Origin of the sequence: Paraherbaspirillum soli (genome assembly GCF_042654985.1) — a bacterium.
In the GTDB taxonomy this organism is placed as follows: Bacteria; Pseudomonadota; Gammaproteobacteria; order Burkholderiales; family Burkholderiaceae_D; genus Paraherbaspirillum; species Paraherbaspirillum soli.
In genome coordinates, this window is the sequence record NZ_JBHSMT010000026.1 from 241011 (window position 1) to 260246 (window position 19236).

Sequence of the window (19236 nt, forward strand, 5' to 3'; positions counted from 1 at the left end):
GTACATCCAACGGCGGAAGACGCTGCGCTTTTCCGCCCTACGATTCCGGGTCATGCTTTTGTTGTTTTAAAGAAAATATTTCTACGGAAGCTAGCGCAAGGTCAAAGCTCTGCCGCGCAATCAATATGCTGACGCCATCCGTGCAGCAACCCGTGATTCGCCAATTAATGAGAAAATGGCGGCCTCATTGATCTCCTGCCGCCGCCGTGGACCGCATTCAAGCCGGCTAGAAACAATCCAAACCCAGTAACCATGCGGCTTTTCGCCCAGCATTCGGCATTCTTGTCGCCGGGATAATGAGCAAGTGCCGACAATAAAAACAGCGTAAATTAGTACAACACGCTCCATCCGTGAGCCAATGCGAGAAGTACAGTGACCTATAGCATCAAAGAAATCTTTTACACCCTGCAAGGCGAAGGCACCCATGCCGGACGTCCTGCGGTGTTTTGCCGTTTCAGCGGCTGCAACCTGTGGACCGGCCGCGAAGAAGATCGCAGCAAGGCGATCTGCCAGTTTTGCGACACCGATTTTGTCGGCACCGACGGCGAGGGCGGCGGCAAGTTCAAGGATAGCGAGAGCCTGGCGCAGACCATCAATGCGCTGTGGCCGACCAGCTACGCCGGCAGCAAATTTGTCGTGTTCACCGGCGGCGAGCCCTTGCTGCAATTGGATAGCGCGCTGATAGCCAGCATGCATGCGGCCGGTTTTGAAATCGCGATTGAAACCAACGGCACGATAGAGGTGCCGGCCGGCGTCGACTGGATTTGCGTCAGCCCGAAGATGGGTTCCGTGTTGAAGGTGCATAAGGGGAACGAACTGAAAGTCGTGATCCCGCAGCTCGGTCAATCGCTGGCGAGCTACGAGTCGCTTGATTTCGAACATTTCTATGTGCAGGCCATGGATGGCCCGTTGCTGGCGGATAATCTGAAACTGGCGATCGAGACCTGCAAGCGCAACCCGAAATGGAAGCTCAGCCTGCAAACCCACAAACTGCTGCAAATTCCTTAAATCCCCTAATAAGAACCGATACCGTTTTATGTTGACCATCACCCGCAAACTGGAATTCGATGCCGGACACCGGATTCCCGATCACAAGAGCCAATGCCGCAATCTGCACGGCCATCGCTACACATTGGAAATCACCCTGGTCGGCGCCGTCATCGAAGTCGAAGGCAGTTCCGACAACGGCATGATCATGGATTTTTCCGACATCAAGACGCTGGCCAAACAGCATCTGGTCGATGTCTGGGATCACGCCTTCCTGGTGTACGAAAAAGACGCCGCCGTGCGCGATTTCCTGGCCACGCTGCCGGACCACAAGACCGTCATCATCGACCGTATCCCGACGGTCGAAAATCTGGCGCGCACCGCTTTCGACATCCTCAAAGCGGCCTACAAAGATCATTACGGCACCGGCCTGCATTTGCAAAAACTGGTGCTGCACGAGACGCCGAATTGCTGGGCGGAGATTTCCGAAGATCCAGCAGACCATTAATGACACGCTGACGAACGGGGCGCGTTGCGTGCCGATCGTCTTGCAATTTGCCCCATACAGTAGCCAAGTCTTATGCACCTCCCAACCTCAATAGCCCCCGACATGCGTGACGCCATCTTCATGCAACAAGCCATTTCGCAAGCCCACAATGCCTGGGCGCTGGGCGAGGTGCCGGTCGGCGCGCTGGTGGTCAAGGATGGACAAGTGATCGCGACCGGTTTCAATCAGCCGATCGGCACCCACGACCCTACCGCGCATGCGGAAATCATGGCCTTGCGGGCAGCGGCGGAAATCCTCGGCAATTACCGTTTGCCCGGCTGCGAACTCTACGTCACGCTGGAACCCTGCGCGATGTGCTCCGGCGCCATGATGCATGCCCGCCTGGCGCGGGTGGTGTACGGCGCCAGCGATCCCAAGACCGGCGCCTGCGGCTCGGTGCTCAATCTGTTCGAGCAAGAAAAATTGAATCACCACACCGAACTGACCGGCGGCGTGCTGGCCGATGCATGCGGCGCGCTGCTCAAGGAATTTTTCGCAGAGCGCCGTCTGGCGCAACAAAAACAAGCGTGATCAAAGGGGGCCTATCGTGACTAAAACACTCCAATACCAGCACCAAACCCAGATCGGCGTCGCCCTGATCGCTCCCGGCGGTTACGCCCTCGACGAGCAAGCACTGGCGCGCGGCATCCAGGCGCTGCGGACGCAGGGCTGCGTCGTGCATGACTATTACGATCACGACGCCAAGCATCAACGTTTCGGCGGCACCGATGCGGCGCGAGTGGAGCAGATTTATGCCGCAATCGATAACCCGCAGGTCCAGGTGGTGCTGGCGCTGCGCGGCAGTTACGGCATGTCGCGCCTGCTCCCCTTATTGGATTTCCGACGCTTGGCGGCCAGCAAAAAACTGTTCGTCGGGCATAGCGATGTCACGGCCTTCCATCTGGCCTTGCTGGCGCAAACTGGCATGCAGAGTTTTGCCGGACCGATGCTGTGCAGCGATTTCGGCGACGTTGAATTAAGCGACTTCACGCTGTCGCATTTTTGGCAATGCCTGCAACAGCCGGAGCAGACCGTGACAGTGAGCGCGCCCAATAACCCTGAGGTCAATGTCAGCGGCATGCTGTGGGGCGGCAATCTGGCGATGCTGAACCATCTGGTCGGCACCCCCTATTTGCCGCAGATCGAAGACGGCATCCTGTTCCTGGAAGATATCGGCGAACACCCGTACCGCATCGAACGCATGCTGCTGCAGCTGAAATATGCCGGCATCCTCGGGCGGCAGCAGGCGATTTTGCTGGGCGATTTTTCCAACTACCGCCTGGCCGAGCACGACAACGGTTATGACTTCGATGCGATGCTGACCTATCTGCGCGCACATGTGTCGGTGCCTATCCTGACCGGCCTGCCGTTCGGCCACATCCGCGACAAGCTGACCTTGCCGGTCGGTGCGCAAGCGCATTTGATTGCCGATGCAAACGGGTTTCAGTTGACCACCCACAATAAGCTGACCTTGGCTGGGCAGTTCTAACAAGCTGTTGAAAATCTCCAACGGCCCGTAGGGCGGATGAGCGCAGCGTTATCCGCCGATGGATGTGCCGCATATGTTTGGCACGCCCATAACGGCGGAAGGGTGTAGCAGGGGTTTCGGATGGCATGCCATCCGCCTGCGCAACGGTATCCGCCTGCCAGCGGATACGCGCCCTGCAAGGGCTACGCTTTTCCGCCCTACCTGTTACGTCGCATTCTGGTATTAGTGACAGCTGTATCCCCTCATGTAAGACGCGTAAGATTCAAACGCTTGAAACGACACGCCCATCATGAATCGCACGCCAGATCGGCTACGGATTTGTCACGGGGTGTTCTGCACATCAGCAGGTTAGCCGGTAGCCTCGATCATCGGCACCATTAAAAAAATCCACCTGCCGCAGCAGCATCGTCTGGCAAGGTTGGAGTCGGCGCACGAGTCGGCACTGCTCGCACAGAGCAAGTGTTTTGATGCTTCTGCCATTGGAGGGACGATGAAAATTTACTACTTGCAAAAGGATGCAACGGGTCGAAGGTTCATTGACGACAAACTTCACGAAGGATGCACGCAGCTCGATGTCAAAGAGGCGGAAAGCTGGAAAGCCGCCAGGGCGCTGTTTTCATTGCGATCCTGAACAAGCCCCGAACCGGAAACGGTCGGGGCTTTTTGCTGCGCCAACGCACCGCCTATCAAAATTTATTCATGCTGCCGGGCTTTGTAGGTTGGGCTTCGCCTGCGGCTCAACGCCAACCTGCCGCGCATCTAAAAATAGCATGATGCTAATAATTGCCATCACATCCGATAGCGTTTATAGTCGGTCCCGTCTCTGAGAAAAAGATCCTGGACGTGGCTTCGCAGCCACTAACAAAAGAGCGCGGACCGCGGCTTGCGGTTTTCTACGTGCACGACCTTTGTCGCCCTCCACGGGCGGTGAGGTAGGGAGTCCCTTCGGGGGCTGCCGGGGTCGTTTAAATCTTTTGTCCGGTCTGCGAACCCTGCCTTCGCCGCCCACCCACGCTAGACAGCGGGGCGCGGATTCATCAACCGCTAGGAGACCGACATGACTAGTAGTAAGAAGAAGCCTCGCCCATCCCCACCCATCTCAGATATCCCAGAGCATCAGCCATTCTCGTGGTTGGACAAAGACTTGCGCACCGATCAAGCGGCGCAATGCATCGCGTTCACGCTGGACATGTGCCAGGGTATTTACAAGGGGCTGGCTATGCTGCATGCCAACCATCTGGCGCAAGAGCACGGCGACCCCGACTGTCCGCCGCCGTTGAACGCTTGCGATGTCGACCTGCTGCTGCGCTGGATGATGGGCTCGACCGAGGCGGTATTGGGCAAATCCGAGACCAGCGTTAATTACCTGAACGACTTGATAGCCAGGCAGCGTCCAACCAACCGCTGACTGCCACCGTCGGTAGGGCGGATGAGCGCAGCGTTATCCGCCGTTTTGAATGCGTCAAGCACCTGTGGTACATCAGGCGGCGGATAACGCTACGCTCATCCGCCCTACGCGAATGTCGAACGGCGAGCGGGATGAATTGGTGCTCATCCGCCCCGAATTTGTCCACGATTGTGTAAATGCGTATGTTAAAAAACTGTTTCATTTCGGCCGTTGACGCCGATATTCTCGATACGTTTTACTACCGTCCTGGCAATTCGAAAGATGAAGGCGAGTACGTGTGAATAAGAGTAGATTGGCGCTTGGACCTGATTTCCTATCTGGCAAATTTATTACAGCTTCCACTGTTGTCCGCGACCGGGATTACGCGTTTCGAAGAGCCAATTTGCTCGACCTTCCTTTTGTTTTCAATCTGGTCTACGAAGGCAGCAGAGAGGGCTCATTCAGCGACCGTATGCTGTCCGCCACAGGCTATGTTTATATCCTTCGTCTGTTGCTGTCGGATGTGCTGTCGCTGCCGCATTTCATCAAACCGAAAACCAGCGACAGTCAATTATTCATATTTGAGCTGAACCAGGAAGCTATCGGTTTCATTCAAATTATCAGCGATCAATCGAAGGCAGGACTGCCCCAGAAGACAATTTCAATGTGCTCGATCGCGCATGCGTATCGCGATCAACAACACGGCACTCAGATGATCCGGATGTTCATGGAAACGGTTCCGGATGGCACCGAAGTTATCGGCTATTGCACAAAATATGCAAGAAGGATGCAGTCTGTTTTTAAGAAATTGAAATTCAAAAAAGATAAAGCGACGTTTTATCGCCTGGCGTGTTATCGCTTCGCGAAAGGCGCTGAAATGCTCCCGGACAATCGGCAATTGTCATTGCCGCCAAGGGGGCAGAAAACAAATCGCTGCAAGCCGGCTGCTTGACCCAACAGCCGGCCCTTGAAATTGTTAAGCCGGTACGCCGACAATCACGTGCGATGCCTTGAAAATCGCGGTAGCCGGCTTGCCTTCCGCCAGTCCGAGTTCGGTCGCGCTGTCGAGGGTAATGATGGCGCAGACAGCGTTGCCGCCGGCTAGCTGGATCGTCACTTCGGCGTTGACTGCGCCTAGCGTCAGTTTGCTCACCGTGCCGGCCAGCTGATTGCGTGCCGACAGCCGGATGCCGGTGTCGCCGGTCGCGACAATCACCCACGGCGCCTTGATCAAGGCGATCGCAGCGCCGCCCACTTGCAGGCCGAGATTGGTAGTGCTCTCGTGGGTAATGATGGCGACCAGCTTGTCGCCGCCGGGCAGTCCAATTTCGATCTCATCGTTGACGGCGCCGGCCTTGATCTGACTGACCTTGCCGGAGAATTGGTTGCGAGCGCTGGTTTTCATGTTGAATCTCCAAGAGTGTGTGGTTGCGTGAAAATACTGAAAATTTGCTGCACAGTCGTAGGTTGGGCTGGAAAGCCCAACGTTTGATAGCGATTAAAGAAAGATGAAAGAAACGTTGGGCTTTCCAGCCCAAGCTACGATCGATCAAAGCACAAAGCTGAAATCCTTCACCAACGCCCCCGGCAACAGCGTGCTGCCGGCGCGCCGTTCACCGTAGGACTCGCTGTCGATCAGCAGTTCGCGTTCCTGGGTCAAGCCGAGCAGTTTGTCGCCGAGCAGGCGGAACAGCGAGTCGTCGAAACGCATCACGTTGAGCGGTGCCTGGATCTCGCCGTTCTCGACCCAGAAGCTGGCGAAACGGGTCATGCCGGTCATGCGGCAATTGGCGCGGTCGGAGAAGTTCAAATACCACAGGTTGCTGATGTAAATGCCGGTGTCCAGCTCCGCCAGCGCGCGCGCCATCGGCAAATCGCCGGCCGCCAGGGCCAACGCCGCGGTTGATTCGCGACCGTCGGCGCCGTTGGTCTGGATGCCGTATTCCAGCGCGGTGCGCGGCGAAATCATGCTGCCGACCAGTTGGCCGTGCTCGATTAATTTGACCTGGTCCGGCTTGATGAAGCCGTCGCTTTGAAAGCCCGGCGCGATGCCGTTGGCGGTGTCTTCGCTCAAGTTGACTGCGGCGTGCAATGGCAGTTGTTCGTCGCGCATCCGGCGCAGCGAACTTTGCTTGGTGCGCAATGCTTTCTCGGACAGGCCGTCCCAATTCAGCATGCCGATTATTTCGTTCAAGGCGGTCGGCGTCAGGTAAGCCCGGTATGGGCCAGGCTTGACCGTGATCGGAGTGCGTTCCAGCAGTGCCAGTTGTTCGGTGGCGTTGCGGAATTTGTCTGCGAACGCGGCGGCATCCCATTGCAAGCCGGCATACGAGGTTTTGACGGCCTTGTCGCGGTTTTGGTAAAGGCTCCAGTCCAGATTGAAGTTGGCGCTTTGATGCCAGTTGCGCTGGCCGAAGGAATTGGCAAAGCCGCGATACACCGGCCCGGCGGCCAAGATGCCGACCAGGTCGCAGTCCCGGCCGGCGCTCAGGATCTGATCGACGATGCTGGCGCTGTCGGGCAGTTGCGAGGGGACGATGTGTTCGGTCGACTGCACCTCTTGCGAAATCAGCAGGTAAGGGTCTTCCGGCAGATCGCCCAACAGGCTGCGCAAGCCGCTCAACTGGGTGGCGCACAGCGCGCTGTCTTGCGTCAAATGTCCGGCCAGCGACAGCGTCGTTTCGGCATGCCGCAGGCCGTCGATCAACCTGAGCGAGAGCGTCATTTGATGCACGTGGCCGGGTTGCCGGATGACGCTGCGATTGAAGCGCACGAAGTCGGACGCTTCGGCCGAGAACCAGCAGGTGAACTGCTCGTTGCCTTGCAAGCGGGTGTTCAGAAACGCTGCCAGCTCGTAGAAATATTGCTGTGTATTGTTCATCAGGCTTGTCCTCCGAACACCTCGATATTGCCGAACAGGCAGGCCGGTGATGCGTGGCCGACCCGGATCACTTGGGACGGTTCGCCCTTGCCGCAGAACGGGGTGCCCATCACGCTGAAGGTCGATTGATCGCCGACTCCTTTCAGCGAGCGCCAGAAGCTGTCGGAGATGCCGCGGTAGTTGGGATTCTTGAGTACGCCTTTGAGCTCGCCGTCTTCGATCAGACGGGCCGATTCGCAGCCGAACTGGAATTTATTGCGCGAGTCGTCGATCGACCAGGAGACGTTGGTGTCCATCAGCACGCCGCGCTCGACCGACTTGACCAGGTCGTCCAGCGAGCTGTTGCCGGGTTCGATATTCAGGTTGGCCATGCGGTCGATCGGCGGCCGGTTCCAGCTGCAGGCGCGCGAGTTGGCGACCCCCCGGATGCCGGCGCGGGCTTGCGAGATGGCGCCGCCCAATGGCCGTTCCAGGATGCCGTTGCGGATGATGTAGCTGCGCTCGGCCGGGCTGCCGTCGTCGTCCCATTGATAGCTGGCGAACTGCTCGGCGCGAGTCGGGTCGTAGGTGACGTTGAGCAGTTCGGAGCCGTACTGGAAATGGCCGAACATATCCAGCGTGACGAAGCTGGTGCCGGCGAAATTGCGTTCGTCGCCGAGGATGCGGTCGAGCTCGACCGGATGGCCGATCGACTCGTGAATTTGCAGCATCATTTGTTCCGGCATCAGCAGCAGGTCCATGATGCCGGTCGGGCAGTTCGGCGCCGCCAGCAATTCCAGCGCCTGTTCGGCGACCCGTTGACCAGAACCGTCGAAGCCGGCCGCGGCCAGCACTTCCATCCCGCCTTGACGGCAGTAGCCGTTGTATTGACCGCCCAGGCTGCGGGTTTGAGTGTCGGCGCCTTGATTGGCGGTGACCGCCAGGTTCGGTATCACGTAGTGAAACTGTTGCAGCACGTCGGCGCCGTCGGCGCTCAGGTACAGCTGTGTGGTGCTGGTGGTGCCGAGTGCTGCATACCAGTCGACAATCCGGCCGTCGATCTTGCAGGCGTTCGATTCACGCATCAGCAAGTCAATCAGTTCCTTGCGCGACCAGTCGGGTCGGTCGCCGACCGATGGGCTGGCGTAGCTGCCGGCGGGGCGCGGCAAGGCTATGCTGGAATAATCCACCACCGAGCGGCCGGCGCTGGCGGCGGCCCATGCGACGGCGCGCTGCAACGCTTGCTTGAGGCCGCTCTCGCTGAGGTCGCTGGTGGCGGCATAGCCGTAACCGCCGCGATGGATGACGGTCAGCATGACGCCGAGATCGGAGCGGGTGGCGAACGGCTGCAATACGTTTTGTCGGACCATGATTTGCTCGCTGGTTTCATCAACCAGGCGCAGGGAACAGAAATCGACGGCGGGAGCGAGGCGCTTGAAACGGGCGCGGATGGTGTCGAGCATGGTTCACCTCATGAGTGAAAGTAAAAATAGGCGACCGCTTGCGGGACGCCTATTGGTAATGCGATCAACTTAATTAATAAAACACCGAAAACGTAGGTCGGAAAAGCGTAGCGCCTTCCGACGTGCCACCGGCCGCTAAAAAAGACCAAGGGCTTGACCGGCTGATGCGATTCACGCCGTCGGAAGACGCTGCGCTTTTCCGACCTACGGTGTTACGGTCCTTACGCGGCGTTTTGCAAGCCGCGTGGAATTGCGCTCAACAACTGACGCGTGTAGGCGTGCTGCGGATTGTGATACAGGTCATCCGAGTTCGCCAGTTCCACCACTTTGCCTTGATGCATCACCATCACTTGATCGGCCAGGTATTTGACTACCGACAGATCGTGCGAGATGAAGATGTAGCTCATGCCGAATTCTTCCTGCAAGTCTTGCAGCAGGTTCAGCACTTGCGCCTGGACCGAGACGTCGAGCGCCGATACCGACTCGTCGCAGACCAGGACTTCGGGGCGCAAGGTCAGGCAGCGGGCGATCGCGATCCGTTGCCGCTGTCCGCCCGAGAATTCGTGCGGATAGCGGTGGTAGGCGGCGGTCGGCAGGCCGACTTTTTGCAGCAGCTGCATCGCCATTTCGGTGCGTTCGTTGTCGTCGCTGCCGATCTTGTGGATCCGCATCGGTTCCAGCAGGATCTGGCCGATGGTGAAGCGCGGGTTGAGCGAGGCGTACGGATTCTGGAAAATAATCTGAATCCGGCGCTTGTAGGCCATGAACTCGTGGTTCGACATGCCGATGATGTCTTTGCCTTCGAACAGCGCTTGGCCCGAGGTGGCTTGATGCAGCCGCATCAGGGTCAGGCCGACCGTGGTCTTGCCGGAGCCGGATTCGCCGACCACGCCCAGCGTTTTACCGCGCGGCAGGGTGAACGACACGTCCTTGACGGCCTGGAATTCCTTGCGGCCGAACAGGCCTTCGCGGGTATAGAAGCTCTTGCCCAGGTTGCGCACGTCGAGCAGGATGTCTTCCTTGCCGCTGCAGCCGCGGCTGCGTTCTTTCTGGACCGGCTGGTGGCCGTCGGCATGGCCATTCATGTAGTCGCTGATGACCGGTAAACGCCATGGGCGGGTGTCGAGCGACGGCCGGCAGCGCAGCAGGGCCTTGGTGTACGGGTCTTGCGGCGCTTCGAAAATCTGCCGCACATCGCCTTTTTCGCGCACTTCGCCATTGCGCATCACGATCACTTGATCGGCGATTTCACCGACCAGGGCCAGGTCGTGGGTAATGAACAGGACCGACATCTTGCGCCGTTTGCGCAGCGCTTCGATCAGGTCGATGATTTGCTTCTGGATCGTGACGTCGAGCGCGGTGGTCGGCTCGTCGGCGATCAGCAGCTTGGGTTCGCAGGCGATCGCCATGGCGATCATCACGCGCTGTTGCTGGCCGCCCGACATCTGGCTTGGATAAGCGTCGATCTTGGTGGCGGGGGAGGGAATCCCGACTTCTTCCAGCAGGGCGATGGTGCGGGCCCGGGCTTGCTTGGCGTTCATGCCCATGTGCTGGCGCAAGACTTCGCCGATCTGGAAGCCGACCGTGAACACCGGATTGAGCGAGGTCATCGGCTCCTGGAAAATCATCGAGATTTCCTTGCCGCACATTTGACGCCGTTCGGCCAGCGGCATCGCCAGCAGGTTGCGGCCTTCGAACTCGATGCTGCTGGTGGCGGCAATGCTGGCGTTGTCCGGCGGCAGTAGGCCCATCACGGCCAGCGAGCTGACCGATTTGCCGCTGCCGGATTCGCCGACCAGCGCGACTGTTGCATCGTGCGGGATGGTGAAGGACACGCCCTTGACGCATTCGACCGTGTGTTTTTTGTCGGTCCGGAAGCTGACGCGCAAATCGCGGACTTGCAACAACGGCGCTTCTATTTTTTGAGGATGTGGATGCATGATGTCTCCTATTTCAACTTCGGATCAAGGGCGTCGCGCAGGGCATCGGTGAACAGCGAGAACGCCGTCACCAGGATTGCCATGGCGATACTTGCGGCAGTCAGCTGCCACCATTTGCCGAGAATCAGTTCGTTCTGCGCTTCGTTCAGCATGCTGCCCCAGGACACCACACCGACCGGCACGCCGAAGCCGAGGAAGCTCAGGATCACTTCCGACTTGATGAAGCTGACCACCAGGATCGACAGCTGCACCAGCGCCACGTGGCTGACGTTAGGGAAAATGTGCGTGAACATTTTGCTCCAGTGGGTAGCGCCGATGGCGTCGGCCGCCATCACGTATTCGCGCGACTTGTGCTTCATGTACTCGGCGCGGATCAGGCGATAGGTGCCGGTCCAGCCGGTCAGGCCCAGGATCAGCACGATCGCGGTGACCCCTTTTTGCTGGAGCACGGCGGCGACGGCCAGGATCAGCAGCAGGTAGGGGATAGAGGTGAAGATGCTGTAGAACCAGTTGAACACGTCATCCACCCAGCCGCCGAAATAGCCGGACACCGCGCCGAAGATGGTGCCCAGCACCACTGCCAGCAGCGCGGCTACCAGACCGACGATGATCGAGGTTTCCGCGCCCTTGATGGTTTTCTGGATGATGTCATGGCCCCATTTGTCGGCGCCGAACGGCAGCGTCGCTTGACGCACCAAGGTGGCTTTCGAGCCTTCTTGCGCCAGCTTGGCGCGAATCTCGGCCATTTCCTTTTGCAGTGGATCGGCAATGCCGTAGTCGTTCGCGATCACCGGTTGCGCAGGGGCGGCCGTGCCGCTCTTGCGCAGTTCGCGCAGGACCGGGCCCAGCGGGTCGACCGGATTTTCCGGCGGCGCTGCGTCGGTCACTGCGTCGTTGTCGGCAAAGCCGCGCTCGGCGTCGCTTTGGGCGCCGACAAAGGTCGGCGGCGCATAGTTGACGCCGATTTCCTTGGACCAGTCCTTGGCGATCAAGCCGGTGGCCGACAGTACCAGCATCGCCAGATACAAGGCCACGACCAGCAGCGCGAACATGGCGGTGCGATCGGCGCGCAGGCGGCGCCAGGCCAGCGCCCACAGACCGGGCGAGTGGCCGGACGCCGGTGCCGCGGCATGCGGCGCCGGGTTGGCCGGCGGGGTTGGAGTTGCCGCTGATGGGGCAGTATTTACTATTTGTGTCATGGCGGCCCCTTACTTCAGCTGAACGCGTGGATCGACCGCTTGATACATCAGGTCGGTCAACAGATTGAATAACATGGTGGCGGCGGCGACATAAATCGTGATCGCCTTGATCACCGGGAAATCGCTGCGTTCCACCGCCAGGATGACTTCGCGGCCGATGCCCGGGATCGAGAAGAAGCGCTCGATCAGGAAGGCGCCGATCAACAATGCCGGCAGGTTGGACATGACGTTGGTGATGATGGGGATCGCGGCGTTGCGCAATACGTGGACCCACAGGATGCGGCGCTCGCTGACGCCCTTGGCGCGCGCGGTACGGACGTAATCCTGGTTGACTTCGTCCAGCACGAAGGTGCGGTACAGACGCAGGCTGGGGGCGATGCTGACCGCCAGTCCGATCAGGATCGGCAGGGCAGAATAATGGAACAGGTTTTCCCACACGCTGTTACCCCATCCTTGCACCGGGAAGATGCTGAGTTTGTAGGCGAACCAGTATTGGAACAGGATGATGTACACCAGGATGCTGATCGACATGCCGACGGTGCAGCCGACCATCACCGCGCGGTCGGTCAATGAGCCGCGGACAAAAGCCACCACCAGCGCCAGCGCCACGGCAATCAGGGTTTCCAGGATGGTGAGCGGAATCAGCACCGTCATCGAAGGGCCGAGGCGCGTCATGATGACGTTGGCCACGGTTTCGCCGGTACTCCAGCTGGTGCCGAAGTCGAAGGTGACGATTTGCTTGATGAAAATCCAGAGCTGGACGGTGTACGGCTGATCGATGCCGAGTTGGGTACGGATATTGGCGATCTGTTGCGGGTTCGACATTTTCCCGGCCAGGATATAGGCCGGGTCGCCACCGACCCAGTTGAACAGGAAAAATACCAGGACGATGACCCCGAGCATGGTCGGGGCCATCTGCCATAAGCGGCGCAGGATATAAGCGGTCATGTCGGCTCCTTATCGCAGGCGCTGGCCGGAAATTTCAGCAAAGAAGGCCTTGCTGTTCGGTTCGCGTCCGAGGAAGGTGTGGACCATCTGGTCGGCCGGACGTTCGCCGCCGCGCGACAGGATGGTCTGGCGGTACAACTGTCCGACTTCCGGATTCATCAGCTTGTCGTCGTAACGCGACAGCATGTCGAGCGCCAGCACTTCCGACCACATGTAGCCGTAGTAACCGGCGCCGTAGCCGCCCATCAGATGGCCGAACTGGCCTGGGAATTCGGTGTTTGGCACATAGCCCAGCGGCGTCGCGCCTTCCATTTTTTGCCAGACGTCCAGCGGTTGTTCCTGCGCGCCTTTTTCATTGTGAATCGCCATGTCGTAGCGCGCGTACAGCAATTGGCGTGCGTAGCGGATGCCGCGGCCGTAGTTGTGAGCGGCGGTCAGACGTTGCAGCAGGGCGTCGTCGATGGTCGGGCAGGCGGTCTTGCAAAAGCTTGCCAGCAGCACCAGCGATTCCTTGCGGCGCGCCCACTCTTCGTACATTTGCGAAGGGGCTTCGACAAAATCCAGCTCGACGTTGGTGCCGGCTTGCGTCAGATATTTGGTTTGCGACAGCACGCCATGCAGCACGTGGCCGAATTCATGCACCATCGTTTCCAGTTCATCGCTGTTCAAGCCGTTGCGGTCGAAGTTGGTGACCAGGGTCGAAATCGGCGTGCGCTTGGCCAGCGTGCTGACGCCGCGAGTGCCCCAGGCGGCGGCGTGGCCGTACTTGCCTTCGCGTGGGAACAGGTCGAGATAGATGCCGGCGATGCGGGCCTTGCTCTTGCTGTCGATGACGTCGTAATACTGGACTTCGGGGTTCCAGACCGGCACCTCGACCCGTTTGAAATCGACACCGTACAAGGTGCTCGACACATGCATGATCCAAGGCACGGCGGCCTCGGTAGGGAAGTATTTGCGCAGCGCTTCCTGATCGACGTTGTAACGCGATTGCTTCAGTTTTTGTTGCCAGTAATCGACATCCCAGCGTTCCATCTTGGTGTCGGCCAGCGGCGTCTTCAGCGCTTCCGCCTTGAATGCGCGCAGCTCTTCGATTTCCTTGATTTCGAGTTGGGTCACCGCGCCTTGCACTTCATCCAGGAAGGCGTCGACGGTGTGCGGGGTCTTCGCCATGCGGCGGCGGATCATCAGGTCGGCGTAGCTCGGCAGGTCGAACAGGCCGGCCATTTCGTGGCGCAGATCCATCGCTTGCTTCAGCACTTCCAGGTTCTTAGGCGTGCCGTGATTGGCAAACGCGATTTGATAGCGGCGGCGGGCGTCGCTGTTGTCGGCCGATTCCATGAACGGCTTGAAATCCGGGTATTCGAAGCCGAGCAGGTAGTTGCCCTTGTCGTCGCGCTTGGCGCGTGCCAGATAGGCTGCCGGCAAGCCCTGCAGTTCGGCTGGGGTAAAGGTCAGCTTCTCATTGTTGTCGCGGATGTTGCGCGCGAATTCCTGGCTCAGTTCGCCGAGCTTGTCGAGGATGGCTTTCATCCGCGCCCGTTTTTCCGCCGGCAAGGAGACCCCGGTGTCGTCGAAACTGTAGAGGATGTCCTGACGCAGTTTTTGCTCGACCGGATCGGTCGGCTGGATGGCTTTGAAGCGGGCGTACAGCTTTTCGCTTTGCAGCACATCGGTCGAGAATTTGTTGGTTTCGATCAGGCAGGCTTCGGTCGTGCTGCGCACTTTGGCGTCGGGCGAGACGTTGTTGAGGATGTCCACCGGGCCTTGCAAATCTTCCAGGGTGATTTGCAGCTTGTTCCAGTCGGCTAATACTTTCTTGGTGTCCTTGGCATGCGCTGCCGGCAATTTCTCGATCGCGGCGACGCGCTTGCGCAAGGTCTTCAGCGTGCTGTCACAGAGGGAGGTGACTTCTTCCGCTTTCAACAACGGGATCAACGGGCGTTGCTTGTCTTGTGCGGCTGTTGCCTGGTTCAGTGTGAGCGTTAGTAACGCTGCGGTGACCGGCAAGAATAATGATGATGGTTTCATACATCTCCTTTAATTAAAATTATTTGTGGGACAGAGTTTAAAAGCCGCCGTAGCGTGGCGCATTACTCTGTCTTCAACAAGCCAACTAATTGCGGGACAGAGTTTAAGAGTCGCCGAAGCGCGACGAATTACTCTGTCCCCAACTAACTAGATATAACGCATAAATTGCAAAGAAAAGAATTAAGGGAGCTGATGTTTTAGTAGCGCCGAAGCGCGACGAATTACTCTGCCCCAACCGACTTTACTTGCCCTTTTCAATATCGAAATACATCCACTCGCAATGCAGGATCGGGTGTTTCTTGAAACCGATCACGCGCGGCTGCGCCAGCATGTTGCGATAGCGGGCATAACCTACGCGGCTGGGTGAATACACTTCCAGGATGCGCGTCATCTTGTGGTACAGCAGATCGCGCTCCGGGCCGGCCGGCAGTTTCTGCGTTTCGGCATACAGCTTGTCGTATTCGGGGATCTTGGTGCAGCCGTTATTGTTCTGGCCGGTATTGGGGCCGTAGAACAATTGCATGAAGTTGTCGCCATCGGGATAGTCGGCAATCCACGGCGCGGTACGCGATTGCAGCTGGCACTCTTTTTCTGCCTTCAACAGATCCGGGAACGGTTTCAAATCGCCGACCATCTTGATGTGGATGCTGTCGTAGGTTTTCTTCCACATTTCGGATTGTTGCTGTCCATTCGAATCCGAGCGGGCCGAGTAGCGCACCTGCAGCGGCTTGCCGTCCGGCAGGGTGCGATAGCCATCGCTGCCGATTTTGTAGCCGAACTTGTCGAGCAGCGCATTGGCGGCGTCCGGTTCGTACTGGATGCTGCTTTTGTAGTCGGGGTCGTGGCCGACGATGCCCGGCGGGATCGGGTATTCGAGCGGTACCGCTTCATCGTTCCAGACGATCTTGATTTCTTCGCGGACGTTGTGCGCCATTGCAATCGCGCGCCGCAAGGCGATCTTTTCCTTGCTCAGACCGCCCAGTACCGGGTCCTTCATATTCCAGTAGTAGTAGCTGATTTCAGGATCGACGATGCGCGAAAGCTGGATGCCTTTCTTGACCAGCGCCGGTTTCAATTTGCCGCCGGACAGCGCTTGCGGGGCGAGCGGGCCTTCCAGCTGGAATATGTCGATTTCGTCATTCTGGAACGCCAGCCAGCGCGATTGATCTTCCACCATCACGCTGATTTCGATGCGGCCGATTTGCGGCATGCGCTTGCCTTTCAGCTTGGCGACGATGGCCTGGTCTTCAGGATCGCTGCCGGCCTGGAAATCCCAGGTCGAACCGCGAAAATCGGGATTGGCGGTCAATACCATGCGCGAGCCGCGCACCCATTCGCTCAAGACGTAAGGGCCGGTGCCGACTGGGTTCGACATCACTTGGCCTTGGGCGTCGCGATATTTCTCGACCACTTCGCGCGCGACGGCGCTAGTCGGCTCATGCGCCAGGATCATGCCGAGGTTGAAGTCGGGTTGCTTCAAATGGATGCGCAAGGTGTAGCGGTCCAGCAGCTCGAAGCCGGCGACCTTGGCGTCGGGATCGAAGTGATTGTTTTTGCGGGCTTGTTCCGCCATCTCGTCGAGGCCGACCACTTTGCCTTCCAGCAGCCAGGTATGCGGCGAGCTGAGTTTCGGATCGAACAGCCGCTTATAGGTATATACATAATCGGCCATCGTCAGTTCGCGCTTCTTGCCGTTGAAGGCCGGATCGCTCTGGAAATAGATCCCTTTTTTGAGGCGGATGGTATAGGTCTTGCCGTCCTCGGAGACTTCCGGCAGGGCTTCTGCCGTCAGCGGGATCAATTTGGCCGGCCGGGCCAGATAGTCGTAGGTGTACAGCGTTTCGAAAATCGACTGCACGATGTGCGCGGAATACAGATCGCGTGTGATGGCCGGATCGAATCCGGTTTCGGCTGCAATAAATATATAGCGCAGTACTTTATCCGGGTCGGCTGATGAATTGGCGGGGGCCGCCGCCGATGCTTGCATCGGTAACAGGCACGCTAAACAAGCAACCAGAATCCCGCGTAACCAAAGCGAGTTCATACCATTTGTCTCCTTTTATATGGTGCTATTGAAATGGGGGGTATCGGCACGATGTTGCATCATGCCGGATTAAAGTCGAGATAGTACCGAAACAGCGTCGAATTGATGTTGAATTAATGCTTTTCCGTATCAATGTATAGCCAGTCGGAATGCAGGATAGGGTGCTTCTTGAAGCCCTTGACCCATGGCCGAACCAGCCAGCTGCGAACGCGCGTTGTATGCAGCGCCCAGGCCGTATCAGCTTCCACTTGGCGATTCATCTGGACATACAGCTGATTGCGTTCCGGGCCTGGCGGCAGCGCTATGGCCTTGTTGTACAGCGCGTCGAATGCAGGCGATGCGTAGCAGCCGTTATTGCCGCGGCCGACATTGGGGCCATACAACAGCTGCATGAAATTCTCGCCTTCGGGGAAATCAGCATGCCAGGCGCTGCCCCACATCATCAGCTTGCATTCGGTTGCGGCCTTCAGGTTGTCGGCGAAATTGCTGACCGGGAATTCCGCACGTATGCCTATCTTGTCCAGACCGCGCTTCCATATTTCAGATGAGATCACGTAAACCGCGCCCGCCTGGGTGGTGATCTTGATCGTCAAAGGTTTGCCGTCCGGCAGCGTGCGATAGCCGTCCACGCCGCGTTTATAGCCGAAACGATCGAGTAGCTTGTTGGCCAAGTCCGGGTCATAAGTGGTGCTGTTGCGGTATTTTGGGTCGTGACCTTCGACGCCGGCGGGAATGATCATTTCCGCTTTGATCCCCTGACCCATGCGCATTTGGGAAATTTCATCCTTGTTGTTATAGGCCATCACGATGGCGCGGCGCAGCGCGTTTTTTTCCAGGCTGTCGCCGCCAATAACCGGGTCTTTATAGTTCAGGTAGGTATAGGTCACTTCCGCTTCGATCTGCGGGAACAGGGTGATGCCTTGCTTGGCCATTTCAGGCTTCAGTTTGGTGCCGTCCAGTGCGCTGCTGGCCGCCACCTGGGGCATCTTGTCATAGTCGAGCTGGCCATCCTGAAAAGCCAGCCAACGCGACTGCTCTTCTTCGATGAAGCTGATTTCGACCCGACCGACCTGCGGCATTTTCTTGCCTTTCATGTCGTGCACCAACTGCTTGTCCCAGGCATCGTCGGATGCCTTGAAGTCCCAGGTGTAGCCGCGGTATTCAGGATTGGCGACCAGCACAATTTTGCTGCGCGGGACGTATTCCTTCATCATGTAAGCGCCGGTGCCGACCGGATGCTGGCCGCTTTGCTGACCGTAAGCCTCGACCGCCTCGCGCGCCATGCCGCCAAAAGCGGTGAACGCCATCAGGTACAGAAAATTGTATTCAGGGGCATTCAGCGTAATCCGCAAGGTGTAGCGGTCCGGCGTTTGCAAGCCGGCGACCGGCGCGTCGTAGTCGAAATGCCCGGTCTTTTTGGCTTGCTTGGCCAGATCATCCAGGCCAACGATCTTTCCCTCCAGGATATTGGCGTTCGGAGAACGGTTTTGCGGGTCGAGAAAGCGCTTGAAGGTGTACACGTAATCCTGCGCGGTCAGCTCGCGGCGCACACCCTTGAAGGCGGGGTCGGGCGCAAAGTAAATCCCCTTTTTGAGATGGAACACATAAGTCTTGCCGCCATCGCTGACTTCCGGCATCGCTTCGACGGTGTTGGGGATCAGTTTGGCCGGACGCGCCAGGTAATCGTAGGTCAGCAGCGTTTCAAAAATCGCATCGCAGACATATCCAGAATAGTAATTGAATGTCTTCACCATATCGAAACCGTCATCCGTGGCTTCAAATGCCTCATGCACCACTTTGGACGGATCTGCTGGATTTGTTGCGCCCGCGATACAGCTCATGAGCAATATTGGTGCGATGCACGATCGTTTAAATCGAGTTAAGTTCCACATATTTAGCCACCTTTTTTCATGCCTTGTGGGCAGGTAATTTTTATCTATCTGTCGTTAAAATTGATTATCTTGATCGAAAATAACCTAATTTTGTCGATGCAGAGGGGTTTGTGTATTTGGTATCTGGACCATATAAGCAACAGTATTATCGTTGTTGTTCAAAATAAAGATTGGTTTTATTTTTTTAGGATACACTATTTTAGCTACATTGCATCATATGGCATATTTTTTGCTTGTGGCTGCCGGCGGGAAATTATTGATTGCCAATCACAAATTGGGGATCAATAAAAATCCCGTTTTTTTACATTGTTTGTACCTGCAGAAGAATATCTGCTTTCCATTCATTTTTTTATAAGGGAATTCTGAAGCGTCGCTCAGAAGGCGATTAATAAAATAATTTGAATCTTACAAAGCCTTAGATTTCAGCTCTAACTTTTACCCATAGGGAGTTT

16 protein-coding genes are annotated in these 19236 nt (G+C 57.6%); 7 read left to right on the forward strand and 9 right to left on the reverse strand.

All coding sequences use genetic code 11. The annotated features are described in order from the left end of the window. Nucleotides 1–372 precede the first annotated feature (372 nt). From queE to ACFPM8_RS14980, 7 genes are all read left to right on the forward strand, one after another. Nucleotides 373–1008, forward strand: a complete 636-nt coding sequence (gene queE, locus ACFPM8_RS14950; RefSeq protein ID WP_378998378.1) for a 7-carboxy-7-deazaguanine synthase — start codon at nucleotides 373–375, stop codon at nucleotides 1006–1008. A gap of 28 nt (nucleotides 1009–1036) precedes the next feature. Then, complete coding sequence (queD, locus tag ACFPM8_RS14955) at nucleotides 1037–1495, forward strand: 6-carboxytetrahydropterin synthase QueD (RefSeq protein ID WP_378998380.1); 459 nt, start codon at nucleotides 1037–1039, stop codon at nucleotides 1493–1495. A gap of 102 nt (nucleotides 1496–1597) precedes the next feature. Beyond that, entirely contained in the window at nucleotides 1598–2065 is a 468-nt protein-coding gene (gene tadA / locus ACFPM8_RS14960) for a tRNA adenosine(34) deaminase TadA (RefSeq protein WP_378998382.1), read from the forward strand. Between the two features lie 16 nt (nucleotides 2066–2081). After that, nucleotides 2082–3023 carry a muramoyltetrapeptide carboxypeptidase gene (gene ldcA / locus ACFPM8_RS14965; RefSeq protein ID WP_378998383.1) on the forward strand — a complete coding sequence of 314 codons (942 nt, stop codon included), beginning with the start codon at nucleotides 2082–2084 and terminating at the stop codon, nucleotides 3021–3023. Between the two features lie 490 nt (nucleotides 3024–3513). Further along, nucleotides 3514–3654 carry a hypothetical protein gene (locus tag ACFPM8_RS14970; RefSeq protein WP_378998385.1) on the forward strand — a complete coding sequence of 47 codons (141 nt, stop codon included), beginning with the start codon at nucleotides 3514–3516 and terminating at the stop codon, nucleotides 3652–3654. A 426-nt stretch (nucleotides 3655–4080) separates the two neighbouring features. Beyond that, entirely contained in the window at nucleotides 4081–4431 is a 351-nt protein-coding gene (locus tag ACFPM8_RS14975; RefSeq protein ID WP_378998386.1) for a hypothetical protein, read from the forward strand. A gap of 277 nt (nucleotides 4432–4708) precedes the next feature. Continuing rightward, a complete protein-coding gene (locus ACFPM8_RS14980) occupies nucleotides 4709–5362 on the forward strand; it encodes a hypothetical protein (protein ID WP_378998387.1) in 654 nt (217 codons plus the stop codon). A 24-nt stretch (nucleotides 5363–5386) separates the two neighbouring features. On the opposite strand, the gene ACFPM8_RS14985 is transcribed toward ACFPM8_RS14980, so the two are convergent. The 9 genes from ACFPM8_RS14985 to ACFPM8_RS15025 all read right to left on the reverse strand — a co-directional run bounded on the left by ACFPM8_RS14985 (nucleotide 5387) and on the right by ACFPM8_RS15025 (nucleotide 18733). Continuing rightward, on the reverse strand, nucleotides 5387–5815 hold the full coding sequence (locus ACFPM8_RS14985; RefSeq protein ID WP_378998389.1) for a TOBE domain-containing protein: 429 nt from the start codon (nucleotides 5813–5815) through the stop codon (nucleotides 5387–5389). 144 nt (nucleotides 5816–5959) lie between these two features. Continuing rightward, nucleotides 5960–7291 (reverse strand): metallopeptidase TldD-related protein, encoded by a 1332-nt coding sequence (locus ACFPM8_RS14990; protein ID WP_378998391.1) that lies wholly within the window; start codon nucleotides 7289–7291, stop codon nucleotides 5960–5962. Next, the gene (locus ACFPM8_RS14995) at nucleotides 7291–8733 is read right to left on the reverse strand and encodes a TldD/PmbA family protein (protein WP_378998393.1); all 1443 of its coding nucleotides are present in this window, start codon (nucleotides 8731–8733) and stop codon (nucleotides 7291–7293) included. The genes ACFPM8_RS14990 and ACFPM8_RS14995 overlap by 1 nt, the downstream gene beginning before the upstream one ends. A gap of 221 nt (nucleotides 8734–8954) precedes the next feature. Further along, complete coding sequence (locus ACFPM8_RS15000) at nucleotides 8955–10673, reverse strand: ABC transporter ATP-binding protein (protein WP_378998395.1); 1719 nt, start codon at nucleotides 10671–10673, stop codon at nucleotides 8955–8957. Nucleotides 10674–10681: 8 nt separating this feature from the next. After that, nucleotides 10682–11872: an ABC transporter permease gene (locus ACFPM8_RS15005; RefSeq protein ID WP_378998397.1), complete on the reverse strand. Its 1191-nt coding sequence runs from the start codon at nucleotides 11870–11872 to the stop codon at nucleotides 10682–10684. Between the two features lie 9 nt (nucleotides 11873–11881). Then, complete coding sequence (locus tag ACFPM8_RS15010; protein WP_378998399.1) at nucleotides 11882–12820, reverse strand: ABC transporter permease; 939 nt, start codon at nucleotides 12818–12820, stop codon at nucleotides 11882–11884. Nucleotides 12821–12829: 9 nt separating this feature from the next. Then, nucleotides 12830–14848, reverse strand: a complete 2019-nt coding sequence (locus tag ACFPM8_RS15015) for a M3 family metallopeptidase (protein ID WP_378998401.1) — start codon at nucleotides 14846–14848, stop codon at nucleotides 12830–12832. 241 nt (nucleotides 14849–15089) lie between these two features. Further along, nucleotides 15090–16892 carry an ABC transporter substrate-binding protein gene (locus tag ACFPM8_RS15020; RefSeq protein WP_378998403.1) on the reverse strand — a complete coding sequence of 601 codons (1803 nt, stop codon included), beginning with the start codon at nucleotides 16890–16892 and terminating at the stop codon, nucleotides 15090–15092. Nucleotides 16893–17005: 113 nt separating this feature from the next. Continuing rightward, the gene (locus ACFPM8_RS15025) at nucleotides 17006–18733 is read right to left on the reverse strand and encodes an ABC transporter substrate-binding protein (RefSeq protein ID WP_378998405.1); all 1728 of its coding nucleotides are present in this window, start codon (nucleotides 18731–18733) and stop codon (nucleotides 17006–17008) included. Nucleotides 18734–19236: the final 503 nt, after the last annotated feature.

Excerpts from the sequence above, each read along its gene's own strand:
- ACFPM8_RS15010 (WP_378998399.1), bottom strand. The coding sequence starts at position 12,820 with ATGACCGCTTATATCCTGCGCCGCTTATGGCAGATGGCCCCGACCATG.
- ACFPM8_RS14985 (WP_378998389.1), bottom strand. The coding sequence starts at position 5,815 with ATGAAAACCAGCGCTCGCAACCAATTCTCCGGCAAGGTCAGTCAGATC.
- tadA (WP_378998382.1), top strand. The coding sequence starts at position 1,598 with ATGCGTGACGCCATCTTCATGCAACAAGCCATTTCGCAAGCCCACAAT.
- ACFPM8_RS14995 (WP_378998393.1), bottom strand. The coding sequence starts at position 8,733 with ATGCTCGACACCATCCGCGCCCGTTTCAAGCGCCTCGCTCCCGCCGTC.
- ACFPM8_RS15025 (WP_378998405.1), bottom strand. The coding sequence starts at position 18,733 with ATGAGCTGTATCGCGGGCGCAACAAATCCAGCAGATCCGTCCAAAGTG.
- ACFPM8_RS15015 (WP_378998401.1), bottom strand. The coding sequence starts at position 14,848 with ATGAAACCATCATCATTATTCTTGCCGGTCACCGCAGCGTTACTAACG.
- ACFPM8_RS15005 (WP_378998397.1), bottom strand. The coding sequence starts at position 11,872 with ATGACACAAATAGTAAATACTGCCCCATCAGCGGCAACTCCAACCCCG.
- ACFPM8_RS14990 (WP_378998391.1), bottom strand. The coding sequence starts at position 7,291 with ATGAACAATACACAGCAATATTTCTACGAGCTGGCAGCGTTTCTGAAC.
- ACFPM8_RS15000 (WP_378998395.1), bottom strand. The coding sequence starts at position 10,673 with ATGCATCCACATCCTCAAAAAATAGAAGCGCCGTTGTTGCAAGTCCGC.
- ACFPM8_RS15020 (WP_378998403.1), bottom strand. The coding sequence starts at position 16,892 with ATGAACTCGCTTTGGTTACGCGGGATTCTGGTTGCTTGTTTAGCGTGC.
- queD (WP_378998380.1), top strand. The coding sequence starts at position 1,037 with ATGTTGACCATCACCCGCAAACTGGAATTCGATGCCGGACACCGGATT.
- ACFPM8_RS14970 (WP_378998385.1), top strand. The coding sequence starts at position 3,514 with ATGAAAATTTACTACTTGCAAAAGGATGCAACGGGTCGAAGGTTCATT.
- ACFPM8_RS14975 (WP_378998386.1), top strand. The coding sequence starts at position 4,081 with ATGACTAGTAGTAAGAAGAAGCCTCGCCCATCCCCACCCATCTCAGAT.